The following is a 17,233-nucleotide window of genomic DNA, read 5'->3' as shown; positions in this document are numbered from 1 at the left end:
AGGGCTCAGAAGAGCATCGACAGATCGCCCGGCCGCACCCGGGCCGTGACGGGGAGGGTGGCCTCGACCTCCCCGTCGGCGCCGTACGGCACGGGCCGGTCGGCCTCGATGCGGATCTCCCGGCCCCGCAGGATCACCACTTCGGGTCTGGCCACGTGCGCGCCGGTCTTCAGCTCGTTCATGAGGGTGAAGAACAGCCGGCGCGGGGCCTCGCGGATCATGACGACGTCCAGCAGGCCGTCGTCCGTCAGGGCCAGCGGGGCGATGATCCGCCCGGAGCCGTAGTAGGCGGAGTTGGCGGCCACGACGGTGTAGCCCCGGTGGAAGTGCTCCTCCCCGTCGACGGTGACGCGGTACGACACCGGACGCCAGCCGGTGACCGCGCGCAGACCTCCGGCGTAGTACGAGGCCGCCCCGCGCAGCACACGCGCGTGGTTGGCGTGCTGGTTGGCGAGCGCGTCGACGCCCGCGTACACGCTGCCGAGCACCACGGTGCGCGGGTGCACCGCCGATTCCACCTCGATCGTGTCGACGCGGCGGGGTTCGTTGCGCAGCAGGACGCGGGTCAGGTCCTCGGCGGCGGTGGGCAGCCGGAGCGCGCGGGCGAAGTCGTTGCCGCGGCCGGCCGGGACCAGGCCCAGCACGGTGTCCGTCCCGCTGAGGGCGCCGCCGATCCCGCCCGCGATCCCGTCGCCGCCCACGGCCAGGACGACCCGGCCCCGCTCCCCGGCGCGCAGGGCGAGCTCCTGCGCGTGGGCCAGGCTGCGGCTGTACTCGGTCTCCAGACCGGCTCCGGCCTCCCGCAGCAGACGGGCGACCGGGAGCAGCGCGGCCGCCCCGGTGGAGCCGCCCGCGGTGGGATTGACGACGGCGGTGAACTGTCGCATCGGTGTGCCTCCGGGCAGTGACGGTGGGAGGGAGCGGGGCAGGGGCGGAACCTGTGCGCGGCAGCGGCGTCGGGCCGGGGCTGCCGCGGAACGTGCGCGGCGGGCGTCAGTCGACGGGGAGCAGGATCCCGGGACTGAGAACGCCGTCGGGGTCCAGCCGGCGCTTGACGGCCCGCAGTGCCTCGACGCCCAGTGGCCCCGCCTCGCGCAGATACCAGTCACGGTGGTCCGTCCCCACCCCGTGGTGGTGGCTGATGGTCCCGCCCGCGCCCAGCACGGCCTCGTTCGCGGCTTCCTTGGCCGGCGCCCAGTGGGCCACGGCGTCCTCGCCCTGGGCGGAGACCACCGTGAAGTAGAGCGAGGCACCGTTCTCGTAGACGTGCGAGATGTGGCACATGATCAGGGGCGGGGTCCCCGCCGCGGTCAGGGTCCCGGTCAGCGCGGTGCGCACGGCGGCGTACAGCTCGGGGACGCGGGACCAGAACGTCGCGGTCTCCAGGGTCTCGGCGAAGGCCCCGGCGTCGAGCAGCGCGTCGCGCAGGTACGGCGCCGAGTAGCGGCCGTGCGCCCAGCGTTCACCGGGCTCGGCGCCGAGGTAGGTGCCCCCGGCGGCGCGCAGGACCGCCGCGGCCTCCTCGCGGCGGCGCGCGGTCTCCTCCTCGGTCCCCTCGTACCCGGCGATCGCCGTGCAGCCGGCGGTCGCGGAGGCCTCGGCCGAGCCGATGGCGTCGGGCTGGGCGAGACCGACGAAGGTCTCGGTCTCGTCGGACAGCCGCAGCACCGTGGGGCGCGGTCCGTCCTGGGCGAGCCGGCGCAAGGCGGTGGCGCCCTCCTCGAACGAGGCGAACCGCCAGCCCTCGTACACACGCGTCTGCGGCAGCGGCCTGATCCGCACGGTGACGGAGGTGATGACGCCGAAGGCGCCCTCGGAGCCGAGGACCAGCTGCCGCAGGTCGGGGCCGGCCGCCGAGCGGGGGGCGCGGCCCGTGTCCAGGGTGCCCTCCGGGGTCGCGAGGGTGAGCCCGAGGACCATCTCGTCGAACCGGCCGTATCCGGCGGAGGCCTGACCGCTGGAGCGGGCGGCGGCGAACCCGCCGATGGTGGCCCATTCGTAGGACTGCGGGAAGTGGCCGAGGGTGAAGCCGTACTCGGCGAGGAGAGCCTCCGCGTCGGGTGCGCGCAGGCCCGGCTGGAGCGTCGCGGTCCGCGAGACGGGGTCGATGCCGAGCATGGCGTTCATGCGGCGCAGGTCGAGGGCGACGAAGGCGCTGCGCTCCGGGGCGAGGCCGCCGACGACGGAGGTGCCGCCGCCGAACGGGACGACGGCGAGGCCGTGTTCGGCGCACACGCGCAGTACGGCGAGCACCTCGTCGTGGGTCGAGGGCAGGACCACCGCCCCGGGGGCGTCCCCCGCGTCGCCGGCGCGGATCTTCAGCAGATCGGGCGTGGACTTCCCGCGGGTGTGCCTGATCCGGGTCTCCGCGTCGGTGCGTACGTGCGCCGGGTCGCCGACGGCGTCCGCGAGCGCGCGCAGGACCGGGGCCGACGGGGGCTCGGCGAGGGGGATCTCGTCGAGAGCGTGCGGGGCGGTGTCCCGCGGCTTCACGCCGAGCAGGTCCCGCAGCAGGCCGGTCACCGAGTCGGGCAGCGGCGCCGCCTTCGCCGGGTCGCCCCAGCCACTCCACAGCATGTCCATGAACGTAGTCCTCATCGGTCGGTTCGCGACGCGCCGGCTCCCGCACGGCCGCTCAGGGCGTTACACTGTGACACATGGCGCCTATTCGTCACAACCACTCGGACGGGGACCCCGTCCTCGACGCCGTACGCGACTGCGTCCTGGCGGTCGGAGTCCGGCGTACCACCCTGACCGACGTGGCCCGCCGCGCCGGTGTCTCGCGCATGACGCTCTACCGGCGCTGGCCCGACGTGCGCTCGCTCGTCGGCGACCTGATGACCCGTGAGTGGATCGACGTGGCGACCCGCGCCATGCCGGAGCCGCAGCCGGACGGGCAGACGCGGACCCTGATCGTGGACGGTCTGGTGGCCGGAGTGGAGGGCTTCCGGGCCCACCCGCTCTTCCGCAAGATCATCGACGTCGACCCCGAACTCCTGCTCCCCTACGTACTGGACCGCCGCGGAGCCAGTCAGGAAGCCCTCCTGGAACTCCTCGCCGACGCCCTGGAGCAGGGGCACACCGACGGCTCGGTGCGGATCGCCCCCACGAGACGGCAGGCCCGTGCCGTGCTGCTCGTGGTCCAGTCCTTCACCCTGTCGCTGCGGACCATGACCGACGAGGACGACCCCGAACTGACCAGCACCGCCTTTCTCGACGAGCTGCGCACCCTTCTGGAGAGGACCCTCACGCCATGAGTCCCACAAGCGGTCCGTCCGGCAATGAGTCCGGCATTCCGTCCGGCCCGGCGGCCCCGGCGCCCGGATCGTCGCTCTCCGCCGACCGCCGCCGCCGTGAACTGGCCGAGGCCGTGGGGGGCGACACCGTGGACGTCCTGGTCGTCGGACTCGGCGCCACCGGCGCCGGGGTCGCCCTGGACGCGGCCGCGCGCGGTCTGAGCGTCGTCGCGGTCGACGCCCACGACCTCGCCTTCGGCACCTCCCGCTGGAGTTCCAAACTCATCCACGGCGGACTGCGCTACCTGGCCTCCGGGCAGCTCGACGTCGCCCACGAGAGCGCGGTCGAACGCGGTGTCCTCATGGAGCGCACCGCCCCCCACCTCGTACGCGCCCAGCCCTTCGTCCTGCCCCTGACGCCGTTGGTCTCACGCGGTCAGGCCTCGCTGGCCTGGGCCGGATTCCGGGCCGGGGACACCCTGCGGCTGGCGGCCCGCACGTCGCGCGCCACGCTGCCCGCGCCGCGCCGCCTCACCGCGGTCGAGGCCCGTCACCTGGCGCCGTCGGTGCGTTCCGCGGGACTGCGCGGCGGTCTGCTGTCCTGGGACGGCAAGGTGACCGACGACGCCCGGCTCGTCACGGCGCTCGCCCGCACCGCCGCCGCCCACGGCGCGAAGATCCTCACCCGGGTCAGGGTCCTCGGGACCGGCGGGAGCGTCGCCCGCGTCCGCGACGAACTCACCGGAGAACAGGGCGAGATCAGGGCCCGAGCGGTCGTCAACGCGTCCGGCGTGTGGGCGGGCGAACTGGTCGAGGGCATCCGTATCCGCCCCTCGCGCGGAACCCATCTGGTGCTGCGCGCCGACCTGTTCGGACCACTGCCCGCCGGACTGCACATCCCGATCCCGGGCGAGTCCAACAGGTTCGTCCTCCTCCTGCCGCAGGACGACGGCCGCGTGTACGTCGGCCTGACCGACGAACCCGTCGACGGGGACCTGCCGGACGTGCCCGAGGCGCCCGAGTCGGACATCGGCTTCCTGCTCGACGTCGTCGGCTCCGCGCTGGACACCCCGGTGCGACGCCACGATGTGGTCGGCGCCTTCGCGGGGCTGCGCCCCTTGCTCGACACCGTGCCCGCCCGCTCGGGAGAGGCCGCCCGCACCTCCGACATCTCGCGCCGGCACGCCGTCCTGACCTCCGACGACGGAGTGGTCACCGTGGTCGGAGGCAAGCTCACCACCTACCGACGGATGGCCCAGGACGCCGTCGACGCGGCGGTCGAGGCCCGGGGACTGCGGGCCGGTCCCTCGACGACCGCCTCCCTGCCGCTGGTCGGCGCGGCGGCCCCGCACCGGCTCGGGGCACTGGCCGTCCCCGGCCATCTGATCCGCCGGTACGGTGCCGAGGCGCCCGCCGTCCACGCCCTCGCCGCCCGCGATCCCCGGCTCGGCGAGCCCGTGGTGCCCGGACACCCGGTCACGCGGGCCGCGCTGCTGTGGGCCGTGCTGCACGAGGGCGCCCTCGACGAGGCCGACCTCCTGGACCGGCGCACCCGTATCGGCCTGGTGCCCGAGGACCGGGCAGCCGCTGCGGCCGCAGCCCGGGAAGCCCTCGACACGGCCGCGGAGTACACCGTCTGACGCAACGTCACAACAGCCTGTGCGGCAACGTCACAGCAGCCTGTGCGGAGAGGGGAAGGCGATCCCTGGGGGCGTCTCATCGCCGGCCGCCGGACGGGACGCACGGCGGCCTCCGCCACGGCCTGACGGCCGACGACGGTACCGGGGCGGGGCCGGTCGGCCGCTCCCCGGTACCGAGCCGCACGCGGCGAAGCCGTGCGGGCCGGACAGGCCCTAGTCCGTGGTGACTCCCCAATAACCGATCTGTGCCGGCTCGCCATCGGCGTACAGCACCGTGCATCTGCCCTGTGAACGGACAGGGAAGTCCAGTCGGCCGGAGTCCAGTGCCGCGTCCCAGTCGGCGTGAGTGGGCCGGCCGTCGGGGGCCCAGGCCCGGATCTCCTCGTCCGTCAGGGGGCGCATGAACGGGCCGTCGTCGGGGTCCGTCGCGTCGATCATCTCCGGCTGGTCCAGGACAGTGGCGGTACCGCCGGTGAAGATGTACTCGTGCCACTCCGGGTCCCGCCACAGCTCCTCCACGGTCCGGCCGGGGAAGCCGTGGTCGTCCTCGGACAGCTGTTCCTCCTGGGCCCTGCGGAACGCAGCCGCCAAGTCGGGCTCGTACGGTCCTGTGTGTGCCCAGCAGTCGCCGCCCATGCCGTTCCGTCTCCCTCGTCCTTCGAACAGTGGGTGAGCAGTTTAGGAGGGGGCACCGACAGTCCGGCCGTCGCACGGTGCGCGCACGCCGACCGAGGCCTCGGCGCGCCGTCCATTGGCGGCACGGTCGTCGCGTTTCGGCCCGGACACCGCGGCTGTGGCGGCGCCGTTGCCGAGACTGACCGCATGAGTGAAGAATCCGGACCGCCGCCGTCCGCCGAACGACGCGAACGCCGACGAACCGTCGTCATGGCGACCCTCACCGTCCTCGCGGGCGCCTCCGACGCGGTCAGCTTCCTGACCATGGGGCACGTCTTCACCGCCCTGGCCACCGGCAACGTGCTGTTCCTGTCCTTCGCCGTCGCCGGTGAGGGACAGACACCGGTGGCTCGCCCGGCGATCGCCCTGATCGCCTTCGTCCTCGGCGCGCTGGCCGGTGCCCTGACGACCAGAGGTCTCGTCGCACGCCACCGGCACTGGTTCGCGGCCGCGCTCGCGGTGGAAGGGGCGTTCCTGGCACTCGCGGGCGCGACGGCATTGTGGCGGCACGGCACCGGCTCGCTCGCCCAGGACCCGGACAACCTGGTCATCGCCATCGTCGGCTTCGCCATGGGGCTGCGCGCGGACACCGCTCTGCGGGCGGCCGTTCCCGGTATGCCCACGCTGCTCGCCCAGGTGTCGCTGGTCCGCCTGATCCACGGTCTCTCCGGAGCCGTCCCCGCGACCCCGGAGCGGCACATGATCCGTTCCCGGCTCGTCGCGACCGTCGCCGGCATCTTCGTGGGCGGCGTCCTCGGCTCCCTCATCACGCCGTGGGGCACGGGCCGGGCGCTGCTCACCATCGCCGCCGCGGTCCTGGTCATCGCGGCGCTCGATGTGCTCTTGGTGCGGTACAGGCGCGTACCGGAACTGATCGGCTGAACTCACCGGAGCCGAACCGGTGGTGGGGACCCGGCGGCGCGGCGACCGCCTCCCGACCTCGCGGCCGTTGCGGACATGGGGGGCCGGACGGGAGTATCTGTGCAGGTCACGGCCGTGCATCGGTTCGCGGAGCGGGGTTTCTGCTGAAGATCGACAGCGGCTAATCTCCGCGTATGTCCCCAACCGCTGCGCAGCGTCTGCTGCGTGACGACCCCCGCACCACCGAAGTGGCCGCCCGGGAGATCGCCCTTCCCCTCCCCAAGGCGGAGGCCCTGCTCCGTACGCTCCGGTCCGGGGAGAAGGTGCTGGCCCTCTACCACCAGGGGATGGGGTACGCCGCTCTCACCGGGGGCGCGCTCATTCTCCTGAGCGGAAAGGAGCCTTCGAGGATCGCGAGGCCCTTGGTGGTGCTGCGCCCCGCGTACGGGGCCGCGTCGCGTGTCGACCTGGCCGTGAACGGGCGACGGATCACCGTGTGGGGATCGCGGATCGACGCGTACGGCGCGCTCGTGCAGGGGACCGGCCGCGAGGCGTCCGGTTCCCTCGCCGACGATCCCCGCCTGGCCACGGTCCTCGTCGACGAGAAGCCCTCGCTGCCCGACGACCACAAGACCGTGCTGCTCGCGGAGCTGGGACCCGGTGAAAACGTCCGGGCTCTCTACCACTGCGGCTGGGGCTACGCCGCGCTCACCGACAGAGGACTCGTCCTCCTCCGGGGCCTCATGTCCCCCAAGGCGGCCCGGGTGGCCGAACCCTTGGCGATCCTTCGCCGCGAGCACGGCATCCTCGACTCCACCGTGATCGTCGTCGACGGCAAGGAGTACGGCCTTCACGGGTCCCGGCTCGATCCCAGGGGAGAACTCCTCGCGGCGAGGGGCGAGCTCCTGCCCGTCGGCTCCTCCGCCCGCCCGCGCGGCGGAGCGCGTGTGTCGGCATGGGTCCGCAGACGCCCCGTGCTCGCCGCGACGGTCGCGGCCACGCTGGTCTTCGCCGCCTGGGGCACGGGACACGACACACCGGCTCGTGCCGGCGCCGACCGCTCCGTGACGATGCGGGACTTCGAGGGCGCGGCCCTCACCACGGCCGTCGTGGACGCGCGACGCCAGTCCTGGATGTCCGTGACGACGGCCGACGCCTCCTCGTCCTTCCGGCCGGTGAAGGGCACCGCGCCCGGCTGGAAGGTCTGCTTCCAGACACCTTCCCGACAGGAGAAGGTCCGCCCGGCCGTCCGCGTGCTGACGCTGTACGCGGTCCCCGAGAAGGAGGCGTGCCCCACGAGCCTCCACGCCCCGCGACGCGTGGTCATGCCGGACCTCCGGGGCGAGAGTCACGGCGTGGCCTCGGGTGCCCTGGACGACCTGGGGTTCGCGTACACGGCCGCCTGGCACGCGCACACGGGCGAGCGCCTCGGCGCCGGTACCCGGCACCTGGAGGACTGGCGGGTGTGCCGCCAGCGGCCGGAGCCCGACCGCGAGGTCGTGCTGCCGACGCGGGCCGACCTGTGGCTGATCGGTCCGGGCGACTCCTGCGCCAAGCCCGGCCCGAAGCCCACTCCGAAGCCGAAGCCCACTCCGAAGCCGAAGCCCACTCCGAAGCCGAAGCCGAAACTCAAGCCGAAACCCGAGCCGAAGCCGCGTACCGGGGGCACGAGCGGTTCCACCACGGCGGGCGGCACGTCAGGAGGCGGCAGCGGCGGCGGTGGTTCCACGGGAGGTTCCTCCGGCGCCTCGGGCGGAAGCAGCGGCGGCACGGGCGGCCGGTCCGGTATCGGGTTCGGACAGTACTGCTCTCCCGTGGGCGCCACCGCGACCACGGCCGACGGACGCCCCGCGAAGTGCTTCATGGGCAGGGACGGCCACGCCCGCTGGGGCTACAACTCCGGCTGACCTCGGCCGGTCGGGGCCGGCCCGCGTACGCCCTCGATCTTGCCGGGAACCGGCAGGCCGGCCGGGGTCCGACACTTCCGGGACCTGCCGTGTCGGCCGATCGGACACGTGTGACCTAATGCCTCTGGACGAAGGAGATGCAGCGGTGGCAGCGCAGACGACGGACCAGCGGCCCTCGGCACGGATCCGGCGGGAGTGGTGGCATGCGGCCGCCTGGACCCTGCTCGGACTGGCCCTGTCGGCCGTGGCCGTGGGCGTGGGTCTCCTGGTCCCCGGACGGGTCGCCACGGAGGCGGCCTTCGAGGGTGCCCGGTCCTGCGTCGGTGAAGCCGTGGCGCGGGACGACGGCGCGAGCTGCCTGCGCACGATCCGCGGGACGGTCCTCTCGGCCCGGACGGCCAAGAGCGGGAGGACGACGGTCTTCCGGGTGCGGTTGCGGCCGCCGGTTCCCGCCCCTGCCGATCAGTCGATCGACCTCGACTCGCACGGCGACCTGTCGGAACTCATCCGGCCGGGGGAGCGGGTGGACGTCACGACGTGGCGGAACGACGTGGTCGCCGTGAGCCGGGGCAGGGTGCGCGAGAGGCTCGCGGGACTGCCGGACGAGGACCCCACCGTCTTCACCGGAGCCGCCTTGGCCGTCGTCTGGTCGGCGGCCCTGACCTTCATCGGCGCGTTCGGCGGCGCCCGGCGGGCCCGTTGCCTCGCCACCGGCCGTCCCGTGGTCCCCCGGGTCCCGATCGGGGCGAAATCCGTGGCCGTGATAGTCGTGCCGTTTGTCGCGGCTTTCTGCGCCGGGCACTTCTGGGACACCTGGACGGCCGTGGTCATGGCCGTGGTCATCTGGGCCCTGATAGCGGTCCCGGTCACGATCCTCGCCCTGCGCTGGGACCGGGAGCCGTCCTCGACGCCCCCGCCGGGCGAACAGGCCGACGCCCGGATCACCGTGTCCGGCTGACCCGGTACGAGAGGGAGTTCGAGGCGCGGCCGCGCGGACTCACCGTCGGGTCCGCCGCCGGAGGGCCTTCACCCCGGTGGAGAACTCCTCGTGTGCGAACCGCCCCGCCAGCGCGCCGCCGAAGACGACGACTCCGACACCGACCAGCCAGGACTGGACGACCAGGACGGTGCCGAAAGGACCGTAGGTGACAGCGCTGGAGGCGATCAGGGGCGAGAAGACGTGACGGGAGAAGACCCGCAGGCCGAGCAGGCCGAGAGCCGTCAGCACCGCGCCGGGCAACAGGGCCTTGCCGGGGATCCTGCCCCCGAGCAGCATCCACTGCGACCACCAGAAGAAGAGCACGGCGCTCAGTGCCGCGGCCGGCGTCGCGGCGGCCGAGTGCCGCCACAGTGTCGTCGTCGCGGTGACGTAGAGGGTGCCGATGAGCACGGCGAGCCAGAGGACATGGCGCCACCGGGCGTACCAGCGGGCCGGCGGCAGGTTCCAGACCTTCTCGTAGCCGGTCTGGACCGCCGCGCCGAAGCTCAGGCCGAAGACGGCGAGGGCGGCGAGGCCGAAGGCCGTCGTCGTCCGCAGTACCTGCGCGGGCCCCGCGAACAGCCGTGCGACCTCGTCCCGGGCGGCTCTCGACACGCCGAGTCCGTCGCCCAGCCATTGGGCGAAGCCCCGCCCGTGCGCCGGATCGGCGGCGGAGACGACGATCAGCAGCGGTACGAGCGTGAGGAAGCCGAGGGCCGCGAAGCCCAGTGACCGCTGCCCCAGTTCGATGTCCTTGCCGTGCCGCCATCCCCGGCCGACGGGGGAGTCGCGCAGCGTCGTGGAGAGCCGTGCCCGCAGGGTGGGCCGGTCGTCGGCGGAGGGAGCCCTTTTCGGCATGAAGGTCGATTACCACAGACACCGCCGGCGCCGACAGCATCAGGACAGGGCGGTCCGGGATCCGCCTCTGCCGGTGCGGACACGGGACGGCCGGGGCGCGATCAGGAGGGGCGGACCGTCCGTGCCGGTGAGCGACGGGCGGGCCCGGCCGGACATCGGGTCCGGCCGGGCCGAAGGGCGGCGAGGCGGGGTCAGCCCAGCGCGAACTTCTGGGCGGCGGCTCCGTTGCAGTCCCAGATCTGCAGCCGCGTGCCGTTGGCCGTGGCGCCGTTGGGGGAGTCCAGGCAGCGGCCCGACTGCGGGTTGAGCAGCGAGCCGTCGGCCTGCTGCTGCCAGATCTGGCCGCCGGCCGTATTGCAGTCCCACAGTTCGACCTGGGTGCCGTTGGCGGTGCCGTTGCCGACGATGTCGAGGCAGCGGCCCAGGGTGTGCAGCCGGCCGTCCGAACTGTGGAACCAGTGCTGGTCGACCGCGTACGACTGGCAGCTCCAGAGCTGGACGGCGGTCGCGTTGGTGCCGTTGTCGTCACCGGCCACATCCGCGCAGGTGCCGCCGGGGCCGATGACCGGCGCGCCCGCGTTGACCGCGAACCGCTGGGCGGCGGACCCGTTGCAGTCCCAGATCCGCAGCCGCGTGCCGTTGGCCGTGGCGCCGTTGGGGGAGTCCAGGCAGCGGCCCGACTGCGGGTTGAACAGCGAGCCGTCGGCGCGCTGCACCCACTTCTGGCCGCCGACCCCGTTGCAGTCCCACAGTTCGACCTGGGTGCCGTTGGCGGTGCCGTTGCCGACGATGTCCAGGCAGCGGCCGATGGTGCCGAGCGATCCGTTGGCGTTGTGCGTCCAGTGCTGGTCCTCGGCGTACGACTGGCAGTTCCACAGCTGTACGGCGGCACCGTTCACCCCGGTGTCGTCCGCGGCGACGTCGACGCACTGGCCGCCGGGGCCGCCGATGGTGGCCTGCGGCCCGTTGGGGACGTTGGTCTGGCCCGCGTAGCCCACGGAGACGATGTTCGCCTGGACGGCGTTCTCGGCCGCGTCGGTCGGATAGCCCGCGACCATGACGCCCTCGAAGAACGTCCCCATGTTCCAGTTGCTGTTGTCGCCGCCCGTGCCCAGGATGATGCCGCCCTCCTGCTGCATCGGCCGGTAGCCGCCGCGGGTCGGCAGCGCCCCGTCCCACCAGGTCGTCAGGCCGCCCGACTGCGCGTTGCCTCCCTTCAGCGCGTACGTGGTCTGCCCGTTGTTCTTGAGGACGGCCGTCACATACGTGCTGCTGTTGCCCTTGTTGGCGGTGTTGGAGCCGTTGTCGCCCTGGAACATGCCGTTCTCCAGGTCGGCCTCGATCCAGGGGCCCGAGCCGCTGCAGGGAGCGAAGTAGCAGGTGGTGGCGATGGACACGGCATCCATGTGGCCGTTGCCGGTGTCGGCGGGGGTGGCCTCGGCGTTGCCGTAGTCGAAGCAGCAGGCGGAGCCCACGTGGGTGCCGCTGGCGACCATGTAGGCGCCTTCCGCCTGGCCGTTCACCGCCGTGCCGGACGCGGCGCCGTGCGAGCGGTAGCCGACTCCGGGGGAGATCCAGATCCCGTACACCTTGTGGCCGCCCGCCGTGACGGACAGTTCACCGGCGTCCGCACCCCGGTCGGCACCCATGCCGGCCGTGCCCGCGGGCCCGGGGAACAGGTCGTTGTGGCGCGACGTCTGGTCGTACACCTTCGAGATGCTGCAGGTGGTGTTCGCGCAGAAGCCGTCCTGCCGGTCGGCGTTCGCGTAACCGCCGGCCGCCAGCAGTCCGATGTCGGCGCTCGCGCCGTCGGAGACGCGGGTGACCTGGTACAGCGGCCCGTTGTACGCCGCGAACAGCGCGCGGGTCGTGCTGTGGGCGGCGACGCACGGGGTGCCCGCGCCGGCGTAGATGTCGCACGGCTGGGACGACGCGGCCCGGGCGACGCCGGGCATGCCGGCCAGGACGGTCACCAGGAGACCGAGGACTGCGGCGGCGGACAGCAGGGCACGGCGCAGTCGGGACACCGGACCGGCCGCGGGAGACGGGAAGAGACGCGAGGGGGCGGATCTTCTTCTGCGCATGTGTGCTCCCAAGGTGGAGGGTGGAGCTACAACTCGCCCTCGGAACAGCCGAGTTCAGACTGCCTGGCGACTGAGACGGAAGTTACAAGCGCTGATTGATTGCGTCAATATTTGTTGCTTTCCTTTCTGCTGGATCCCCTTCCTGTGTCCGAACGTGTGGCTTTGTGGCGGCCGGGTGGTCCGCGCGGCACTCTGCCCGGGCCCTGCGCCCCCGCTCCACCGGGGCGCGGGCGGCGACAGGACGTACAAGGTGGTACCACCGCGTATCGCCACCGTTCCCCGGCCCGCCGTCCGGCCCGGCTCGACCCACTTCGGCTGGATCATCCCGTTTCCCCTCGCGGCCCCGCCGTTCGTCCTGAACATGCGGGGCACGACCGGAATTTGAAAGGGATACGACGACCGAAAAGTGCCTACGGCGGCCCGGGGGAGTTTTTTCGACCCGCCCTGCTGTGCAACATTCGGGCGAGGCCGAGCAACACCCTTGGAGGGGAAGCGCATTGTCGCCCACCACGGGATCCGAGCGCGGGTCCCTGCACGTCCTCACGCCGTCCAGTGACGAATCCACGGCCGCCGAATGGGCCGGTGGAAAAGGGAAGAACCTGCACACCCTGACCGCGTCCGGATTTCAAGTACCGCGCTGGTCGGTCATCGGCCTGGACGTATTCGCGGAATTCTGCCGCGACGGCGGCCTGGACGGACACCTGGCACGACTGCTCGCCGGCGACCTCGAGTCCCGAGCGGGCCGGATCGCCGCGGAGATCGCCCGTCTGATCGAGGACGCGCCGCTCGGCGACCGTCTCACCGACGCCATCGGACTGGCCTACGGACTGGCCGGCGGCGGCGCGGTGGCCGTCCGCTCGTCCGGCCCGCAGGAGGACGGCGCACGCCACTCGTTCGCCGGTCAGTTCGACACCTTCCTCAACGTCCGCGGCCTCGACGAGGTCATCGCCCACGTCCGCCGCTGCTGGGCCTCGGCGTTCTCCGAGCGCTCCCTGCGCTACCGCGCACAGCGCCGGCTGCCCGTCGGCACCCGCGGCGTCGCCGTCGTCCTGCAGCACATGGTGGCCCCCGAGCTCAGCGGAGTGATGTTCACCGCCGACCCGGTGACCGGACGACCCGACCGGTACGTCGTGAGCGCCGTCCCCGGGCTGGGGGAGGGGCTGGTCTCGGGCGCGGTCGACGCCGACACCGTCGTCCTGGACGCCACCACCGGCGAGCCGCTGACCACGGTCATCGGCGACAAACAGGAGCGCTACGACGCCGGATCCGGACCCGGCTGCCAGGTCTCGTCCGTCGCCGACGAGGACCGCGCGGCACTGTCCCTGACCGCCGGCCGACTGGAGCGGCTGCACGCGGCCGGGGCCCGCCTCACCACCCTGTACGGCGCCCCCCAGGACATCGAATGGGCCATCGCCGAGGACGCCCTGTGGATCCTGCAGAGCCGGCCCGTCACGGCCCTCGCCCCGGCCGCCGACCCCGCGCCGGGGCCCGGGTGGGACCTGCGGCTCTGGGACAACTCCAACATCATCGAGAGCTTCAGCGGTGTCGTTTCCCCGCTCACCTACAGCTTCGCCGCCGACACCTACGCGAAGGTGTACGACAGTTACGCCCGCGCCCTCGGGGTCCGCGGGAAGCGGCTGCGCGAGGTGCAGGAGTGGACCCCGCACCTGCTCGGCCATATCCACGGACGGGTCTACTACAACCTCTTCCACTGGTACCGCATGGTGCGCCTCGCCCCGCTGTACCCGCTGGGCCGGCGCGTCCTGGAGAAATCCCTGGGCGTCGCCGAGAGCATTTCCGACGAAGTCGCCGACACACTCCACCCGTTCACACCCCGGCCCGGACTGCGCGGTCAGGTCTCACGTCTGACACGTACGGTCATCTTTGCCGGAAGATTTCTCAGCATCCGAAAATCGGTCGCCACGTTTCATCGAGATTTCTATCGCGAGTACACGGTATTCAACAATGTCGACTACGACGCACTGCCGGGAGACGAGACGTACCGCCGTTTCCGGCGGCTGCAGCGGGAACTCATCGAGAAATGGGGCCCGATGCAGACCCTCGACGCGACGATCCTGCTCTCCGTGGGACTTCTGGCCCTGCTCACCCGCCGCTGGCTTCCGGCGGCGCCCGAGTGGTTCACCTGGGCCGCGGCGGCCCCCGGCGCCGCCGTCGAGTCCGCGGAACCCGTGTGGGCGCTGCGTGAGCTGGCCGCCCGGGCACGTGCCGACACCGAGATCCTGGAACTGCTGGAACACACCTCCGACGCCGAGGCCCACCAGGCCCTGCACGACGCCGGTCACACCCGGTTCCTGCGGGCCGTCGACGCGTACATCACGGACTACGGCTACCGCAGCCCCGACGAACTCAAGCTGGAGGTCCCCGACCTGCGCGAGAACCCGGCCGGAGTCTTCACCCTGCTGCGCGAAGCGCTGCCGGACACCGGCGACGGCGACGGCGCGCCGGACCGTGGCCGCGAGGCCGGCGCCTACCTCGACGAACACCTGAGCCGCCCGCGGCGCCTGGTGTACGAACGGGTGCGGGCCAAGGCCCGCACCGCGCTCGCCGACCGGGAACGGCTCAGGTTCTGCCGCACCCGCGCCTTCGGAGCGGCCAAGCGCATGCTGCGCGCCCTGGGGCGCGACCTGGCGCGCGCCGGCGCCATCGACGCCTGGGACGACATCTTCTTCCTGCGTCTGGAGGAGATCCGGGGCGCCTACGAGGGCATGATCGTCCACACCGAACTGCGGGACCTGGTCGTGCTGCGGCGCAGGCAGCAGGCCGCCGACGCCGCGCTGCACGCTCCGTCCCGCTTCACCACCCGCGGCGCACCGTACTGGTCCGGCAACCTGGAACGGGCCGGCTGGAGCGGCGGCCCGGCCGCCCCCAGCGGCGCCCGCGAACTGAGCGGAGTCCCCTGCTGCCCCGGCGTCGCCGAAGGGCCCGCCGTGGTCACCGACACCCCGCGCGACATCGGCGGCGGCATCCTGATCACCTACCGCACCGACCCGGGCTGGGTGCCCGCGCTGTCCTCGGCCGCCGCCCTCGTCATCGAACGCGGCAGTCCGCTGACCCATGTTGCCGTTGTGGCAAGGGAGTTGGGCATTCCGACCGTCGTCCAGGTCAAGGGCGTCACCACCGACATCCGCACCGGCACCCGGCTGCGGGTCGACGGCGCCGCCGGGACGGTCACCGTACGCGCCGACCCGCCCCACGACAGCACGGCCGCCGCCCCGGACAGCCCCCGAACGGAGACACGCCAGTGATCCTCACCGAGGAACGGCTGCAGGACCTGCTCGACAAATCCCTCGCCGAACTCCCCCCGGACACCGAGTGGGCCGTGACCCTGGAGGGCTCCATCGCGGAAGGGTTCGGCAACCCCTCCTCCGACATCGACTTCCTCCTCGTGAGCCGCCACGACGACGACCCGCCGACCATGCCGTCGCTTTTGTTCGTGGACGGCAGACGGGTGGAGATCCGCACCCGGTCGGTGCGCCAACTGGCCGACCAGTTGCAGGAGGTGGAGAAAGGAGCCGGACGACCGGACCGGCTCTCCGAGGACCTCCTCAACCGCTGCCAGCGCGTCCTGCACAGCCACCCGCTGCGCGGCCACGCCCTCATCGAGGAGGTGAAGGCGCTGCTGCCCGTGGAGCGGTTCCGCCGGATCACCGCCGACTGGTGGGCACACCGGGCCCGGCAGTCACTGCGGCACGCGATGGCCCTGCAGTGCCTCGGCGAGAGCGACGAGGCGGTCGACTGGACCCGCGCCGCGCTCGTACAGAGCGTCAAGTCCTGGGCCGCGGGCCTCGGCGAGACCTATCTCGAACCCAAGTGGCTGTCCATGCAGCTGGACCGGGCGGGACGCACCGACATACGCGACCGCTACTGGGAGCTGGAGGCGGCCGCCGTACCGCCCGGCGACGCCGATGCCGCCCAGGTCCGGCTGACCGCCTGCCTCGACTTCGCCGAGGACCTCGGACTCACCGATGTCCCCCGGCGGCCCGAGCGGCTCACCGTCGAACGCGTGGCCCGGGTGACCACCTGGCAGACCGGCGAACGGGTCCACGTCGTCCGCGGCCGGCGCGACGTGTTCGTCCTCGGCACCGACGCCGGAACCGTCTGGCGCTCCCTCGTCCTGGGCAGGCCGCTGCTCCGCGTGCTGGCCGAGAGCGCCACCACCGGCGTCAGCGGCCCCGGCCCGCTGCTCGCCGCCTTCCTGCGCTACGGACTGGTCCGGCTCGCCTGGAAGGGCTCCGGAGCCGTCACCCCAGCGCTTCCGCTCGCCGCCCCGCCCGGCCCCGTGACCCCGCCGCCCTCCACCGCGCAGCCCCTCCTGTCGGTGCGCGGCGCGGCCGTCACCGGATCCCGCGCCGTCGACCTGATGCCCCTGCCCGCCGACCGGTTCGCCGCCGCGGCCATGGCCCTGGTGTGGTCCAACGTGGTGGTCGAGAACGCCGTCGAGGACCTGACCGGGGCCCTGCAGCGCGGCCAGCGGCGGGTCGCCGAACTCACCGCGCGCCGCGCCGTCCACGCCGCGCTGCGCGGGCTGTTCAGCGCCCACGGGGTCAACCCGCTGCCCGCGGACGCCGATCTCGTACGCCGCATGGACCTCCTGCCCGACTCCACCCGGCCGATCGGTGTGCGCGCCGGGGAACTCCTGGCGCGGGGCGTGGACTCGGCGGAGGACGGCGACGCCCTCCGTGCGGAGCTGCGCCGTTTCATCGCCCTGGTGCGCGGTGCCGTCGGCGCCGACTCCTTCCCGCTCTCCTTCGACTCCGCGTACGCCTGGCGGGCGACGCTCCAACTCGGCCACGACTGGCTGCGCATGGGCGCTCACCTCGGCGCGGAGCTGCCCATCGAGGAGGCCCGCGACCTGCTGGCCGGCAACGGGGCCCAGCCCCACCAGGTCCGCTGACGGGCCGACTTCACCAGGCCCGCAGACGGGCTGGCCCGGCGAGGCCCGCCGACGGGCCCGGGTTCCCGAGCATCCCAC

Annotated in this window: 12 protein-coding genes; 7 read left to right on the top strand and 5 right to left on the bottom strand. The window is 73.0% G+C overall.

Going from position 1 to position 17,233, the window contains the following annotated elements; genetic code table 11:
* Positions 1-5 precede the first annotated feature (5 nt).
* A complete protein-coding gene (locus ACH4S8_RS06570) occupies positions 6-887 on the bottom strand; it encodes a diacylglycerol kinase family protein (protein ID WP_398391504.1) in 882 nt (293 codons plus the stop codon).
* A gap of 106 nt (positions 888-993) precedes the next feature.
* A complete protein-coding gene (locus ACH4S8_RS06565; RefSeq protein ID WP_398391502.1) occupies positions 994-2,583 on the bottom strand; it encodes an FAD-binding oxidoreductase in 1,590 nt (529 codons plus the stop codon).
* A 74-nt stretch (positions 2,584-2,657) separates the two neighbouring features.
* On the opposite strand from ACH4S8_RS06565, the gene ACH4S8_RS06560 reads away from it, so the two are divergent.
* Together ACH4S8_RS06560 and ACH4S8_RS06555 are read left to right on the top strand one after the other, a co-directional pair.
* Complete coding sequence (locus tag ACH4S8_RS06560) at positions 2,658-3,257, top strand: TetR/AcrR family transcriptional regulator (protein WP_398391501.1); 600 nt, start codon at positions 2,658-2,660, stop codon at positions 3,255-3,257.
* The gene (locus tag ACH4S8_RS06555) at positions 3,254-4,876 is read left to right on the top strand and encodes an FAD-dependent oxidoreductase (RefSeq protein WP_398391499.1); all 1,623 of its coding nucleotides are present in this window, start codon (positions 3,254-3,256) and stop codon (positions 4,874-4,876) included. Before ACH4S8_RS06560 ends, ACH4S8_RS06555 begins: the two co-directional genes overlap by 4 nt.
* Positions 4,877-5,089: 213 nt before the next feature.
* Here the strand turns inward: ACH4S8_RS06555 and ACH4S8_RS06550 are convergent, their stop codons facing one another.
* Entirely contained in the window at positions 5,090-5,467 is a 378-nt protein-coding gene (locus ACH4S8_RS06550; protein WP_398391497.1) for a hypothetical protein, read from the bottom strand.
* A 231-nt stretch (positions 5,468-5,698) separates the two neighbouring features.
* Here ACH4S8_RS06550 and ACH4S8_RS06545 point away from each other — a divergent pair, with 231 nt between their 5' ends.
* The 3 genes from ACH4S8_RS06545 to ACH4S8_RS06535 all read left to right on the top strand — a co-directional run bounded on the left by ACH4S8_RS06545 (position 5,699) and on the right by ACH4S8_RS06535 (position 9,277).
* On the top strand, positions 5,699-6,433 hold the full coding sequence (locus ACH4S8_RS06545; protein ID WP_398391495.1) for a YoaK family protein: 735 nt from the start codon (positions 5,699-5,701) through the stop codon (positions 6,431-6,433).
* Between the two features lie 173 nt (positions 6,434-6,606).
* The gene (locus tag ACH4S8_RS06540) at positions 6,607-8,319 is read left to right on the top strand and encodes a hypothetical protein (protein WP_398391494.1); all 1,713 of its coding nucleotides are present in this window, start codon (positions 6,607-6,609) and stop codon (positions 8,317-8,319) included.
* A 145-nt stretch (positions 8,320-8,464) separates the two neighbouring features.
* A complete protein-coding gene (locus tag ACH4S8_RS06535; RefSeq protein ID WP_398391492.1) occupies positions 8,465-9,277 on the top strand; it encodes a hypothetical protein in 813 nt (270 codons plus the stop codon).
* Between the two features lie 39 nt (positions 9,278-9,316).
* On the opposite strand, the gene ACH4S8_RS06530 is transcribed toward ACH4S8_RS06535, so the two are convergent.
* Together ACH4S8_RS06530 and ACH4S8_RS06525 are read right to left on the bottom strand one after the other, a co-directional pair.
* A complete protein-coding gene (locus ACH4S8_RS06530; RefSeq protein ID WP_398391490.1) occupies positions 9,317-10,156 on the bottom strand; it encodes a ribonuclease BN in 840 nt (279 codons plus the stop codon).
* A 191-nt stretch (positions 10,157-10,347) separates the two neighbouring features.
* Positions 10,348-12,240 (bottom strand): arabinofuranosidase catalytic domain-containing protein, encoded by a 1,893-nt coding sequence (locus ACH4S8_RS06525; protein WP_398391488.1) that lies wholly within the window; start codon positions 12,238-12,240, stop codon positions 10,348-10,350.
* A 497-nt stretch (positions 12,241-12,737) separates the two neighbouring features.
* Between ACH4S8_RS06525 and ACH4S8_RS06520 the strand changes: the two genes are divergently transcribed.
* Both ACH4S8_RS06520 and ACH4S8_RS06515 read left to right on the top strand, forming a co-directional pair.
* Entirely contained in the window at positions 12,738-15,506 is a 2,769-nt protein-coding gene (locus ACH4S8_RS06520) for a phosphoenolpyruvate synthase (RefSeq protein ID WP_398391486.1), read from the top strand.
* The gene (locus ACH4S8_RS06515) at positions 15,503-17,155 is read left to right on the top strand and encodes a nucleotidyltransferase domain-containing protein (RefSeq protein WP_398391484.1); all 1,653 of its coding nucleotides are present in this window, start codon (positions 15,503-15,505) and stop codon (positions 17,153-17,155) included. Before ACH4S8_RS06520 ends, ACH4S8_RS06515 begins: the two co-directional genes overlap by 4 nt.
* Positions 17,156-17,233 lie beyond the last annotated feature (78 nt).

The organism is Streptomyces sp. NPDC021080, assembly GCF_044333225.1.
Classification (GTDB): domain Bacteria; phylum Actinomycetota; class Actinomycetes; order Streptomycetales; family Streptomycetaceae; genus Streptomyces.
This window is presented reverse-complemented; position numbering and strand designations above follow the sequence as displayed.

Excerpts from the sequence above, each read along its gene's own strand:
- ACH4S8_RS06530 (WP_398391490.1), bottom strand. The coding sequence starts at position 10,156 with ATGCCGAAAAGGGCTCCCTCCGCCGACGACCGGCCCACCCTGCGGGCA.
- ACH4S8_RS06545 (WP_398391495.1), top strand. The coding sequence starts at position 5,699 with ATGAGTGAAGAATCCGGACCGCCGCCGTCCGCCGAACGACGCGAACGC.
- ACH4S8_RS06525 (WP_398391488.1), bottom strand. The coding sequence starts at position 12,240 with ATGCGCAGAAGAAGATCCGCCCCCTCGCGTCTCTTCCCGTCTCCCGCG.
- ACH4S8_RS06565 (WP_398391502.1), bottom strand. The coding sequence starts at position 2,583 with ATGGACATGCTGTGGAGTGGCTGGGGCGACCCGGCGAAGGCGGCGCCG.
- ACH4S8_RS06540 (WP_398391494.1), top strand. The coding sequence starts at position 6,607 with ATGTCCCCAACCGCTGCGCAGCGTCTGCTGCGTGACGACCCCCGCACC.
- ACH4S8_RS06555 (WP_398391499.1), top strand. The coding sequence starts at position 3,254 with ATGAGTCCCACAAGCGGTCCGTCCGGCAATGAGTCCGGCATTCCGTCC.
- ACH4S8_RS06570 (WP_398391504.1), bottom strand. The coding sequence starts at position 887 with ATGCGACAGTTCACCGCCGTCGTCAATCCCACCGCGGGCGGCTCCACC.
- ACH4S8_RS06560 (WP_398391501.1), top strand. The coding sequence starts at position 2,658 with ATGGCGCCTATTCGTCACAACCACTCGGACGGGGACCCCGTCCTCGAC.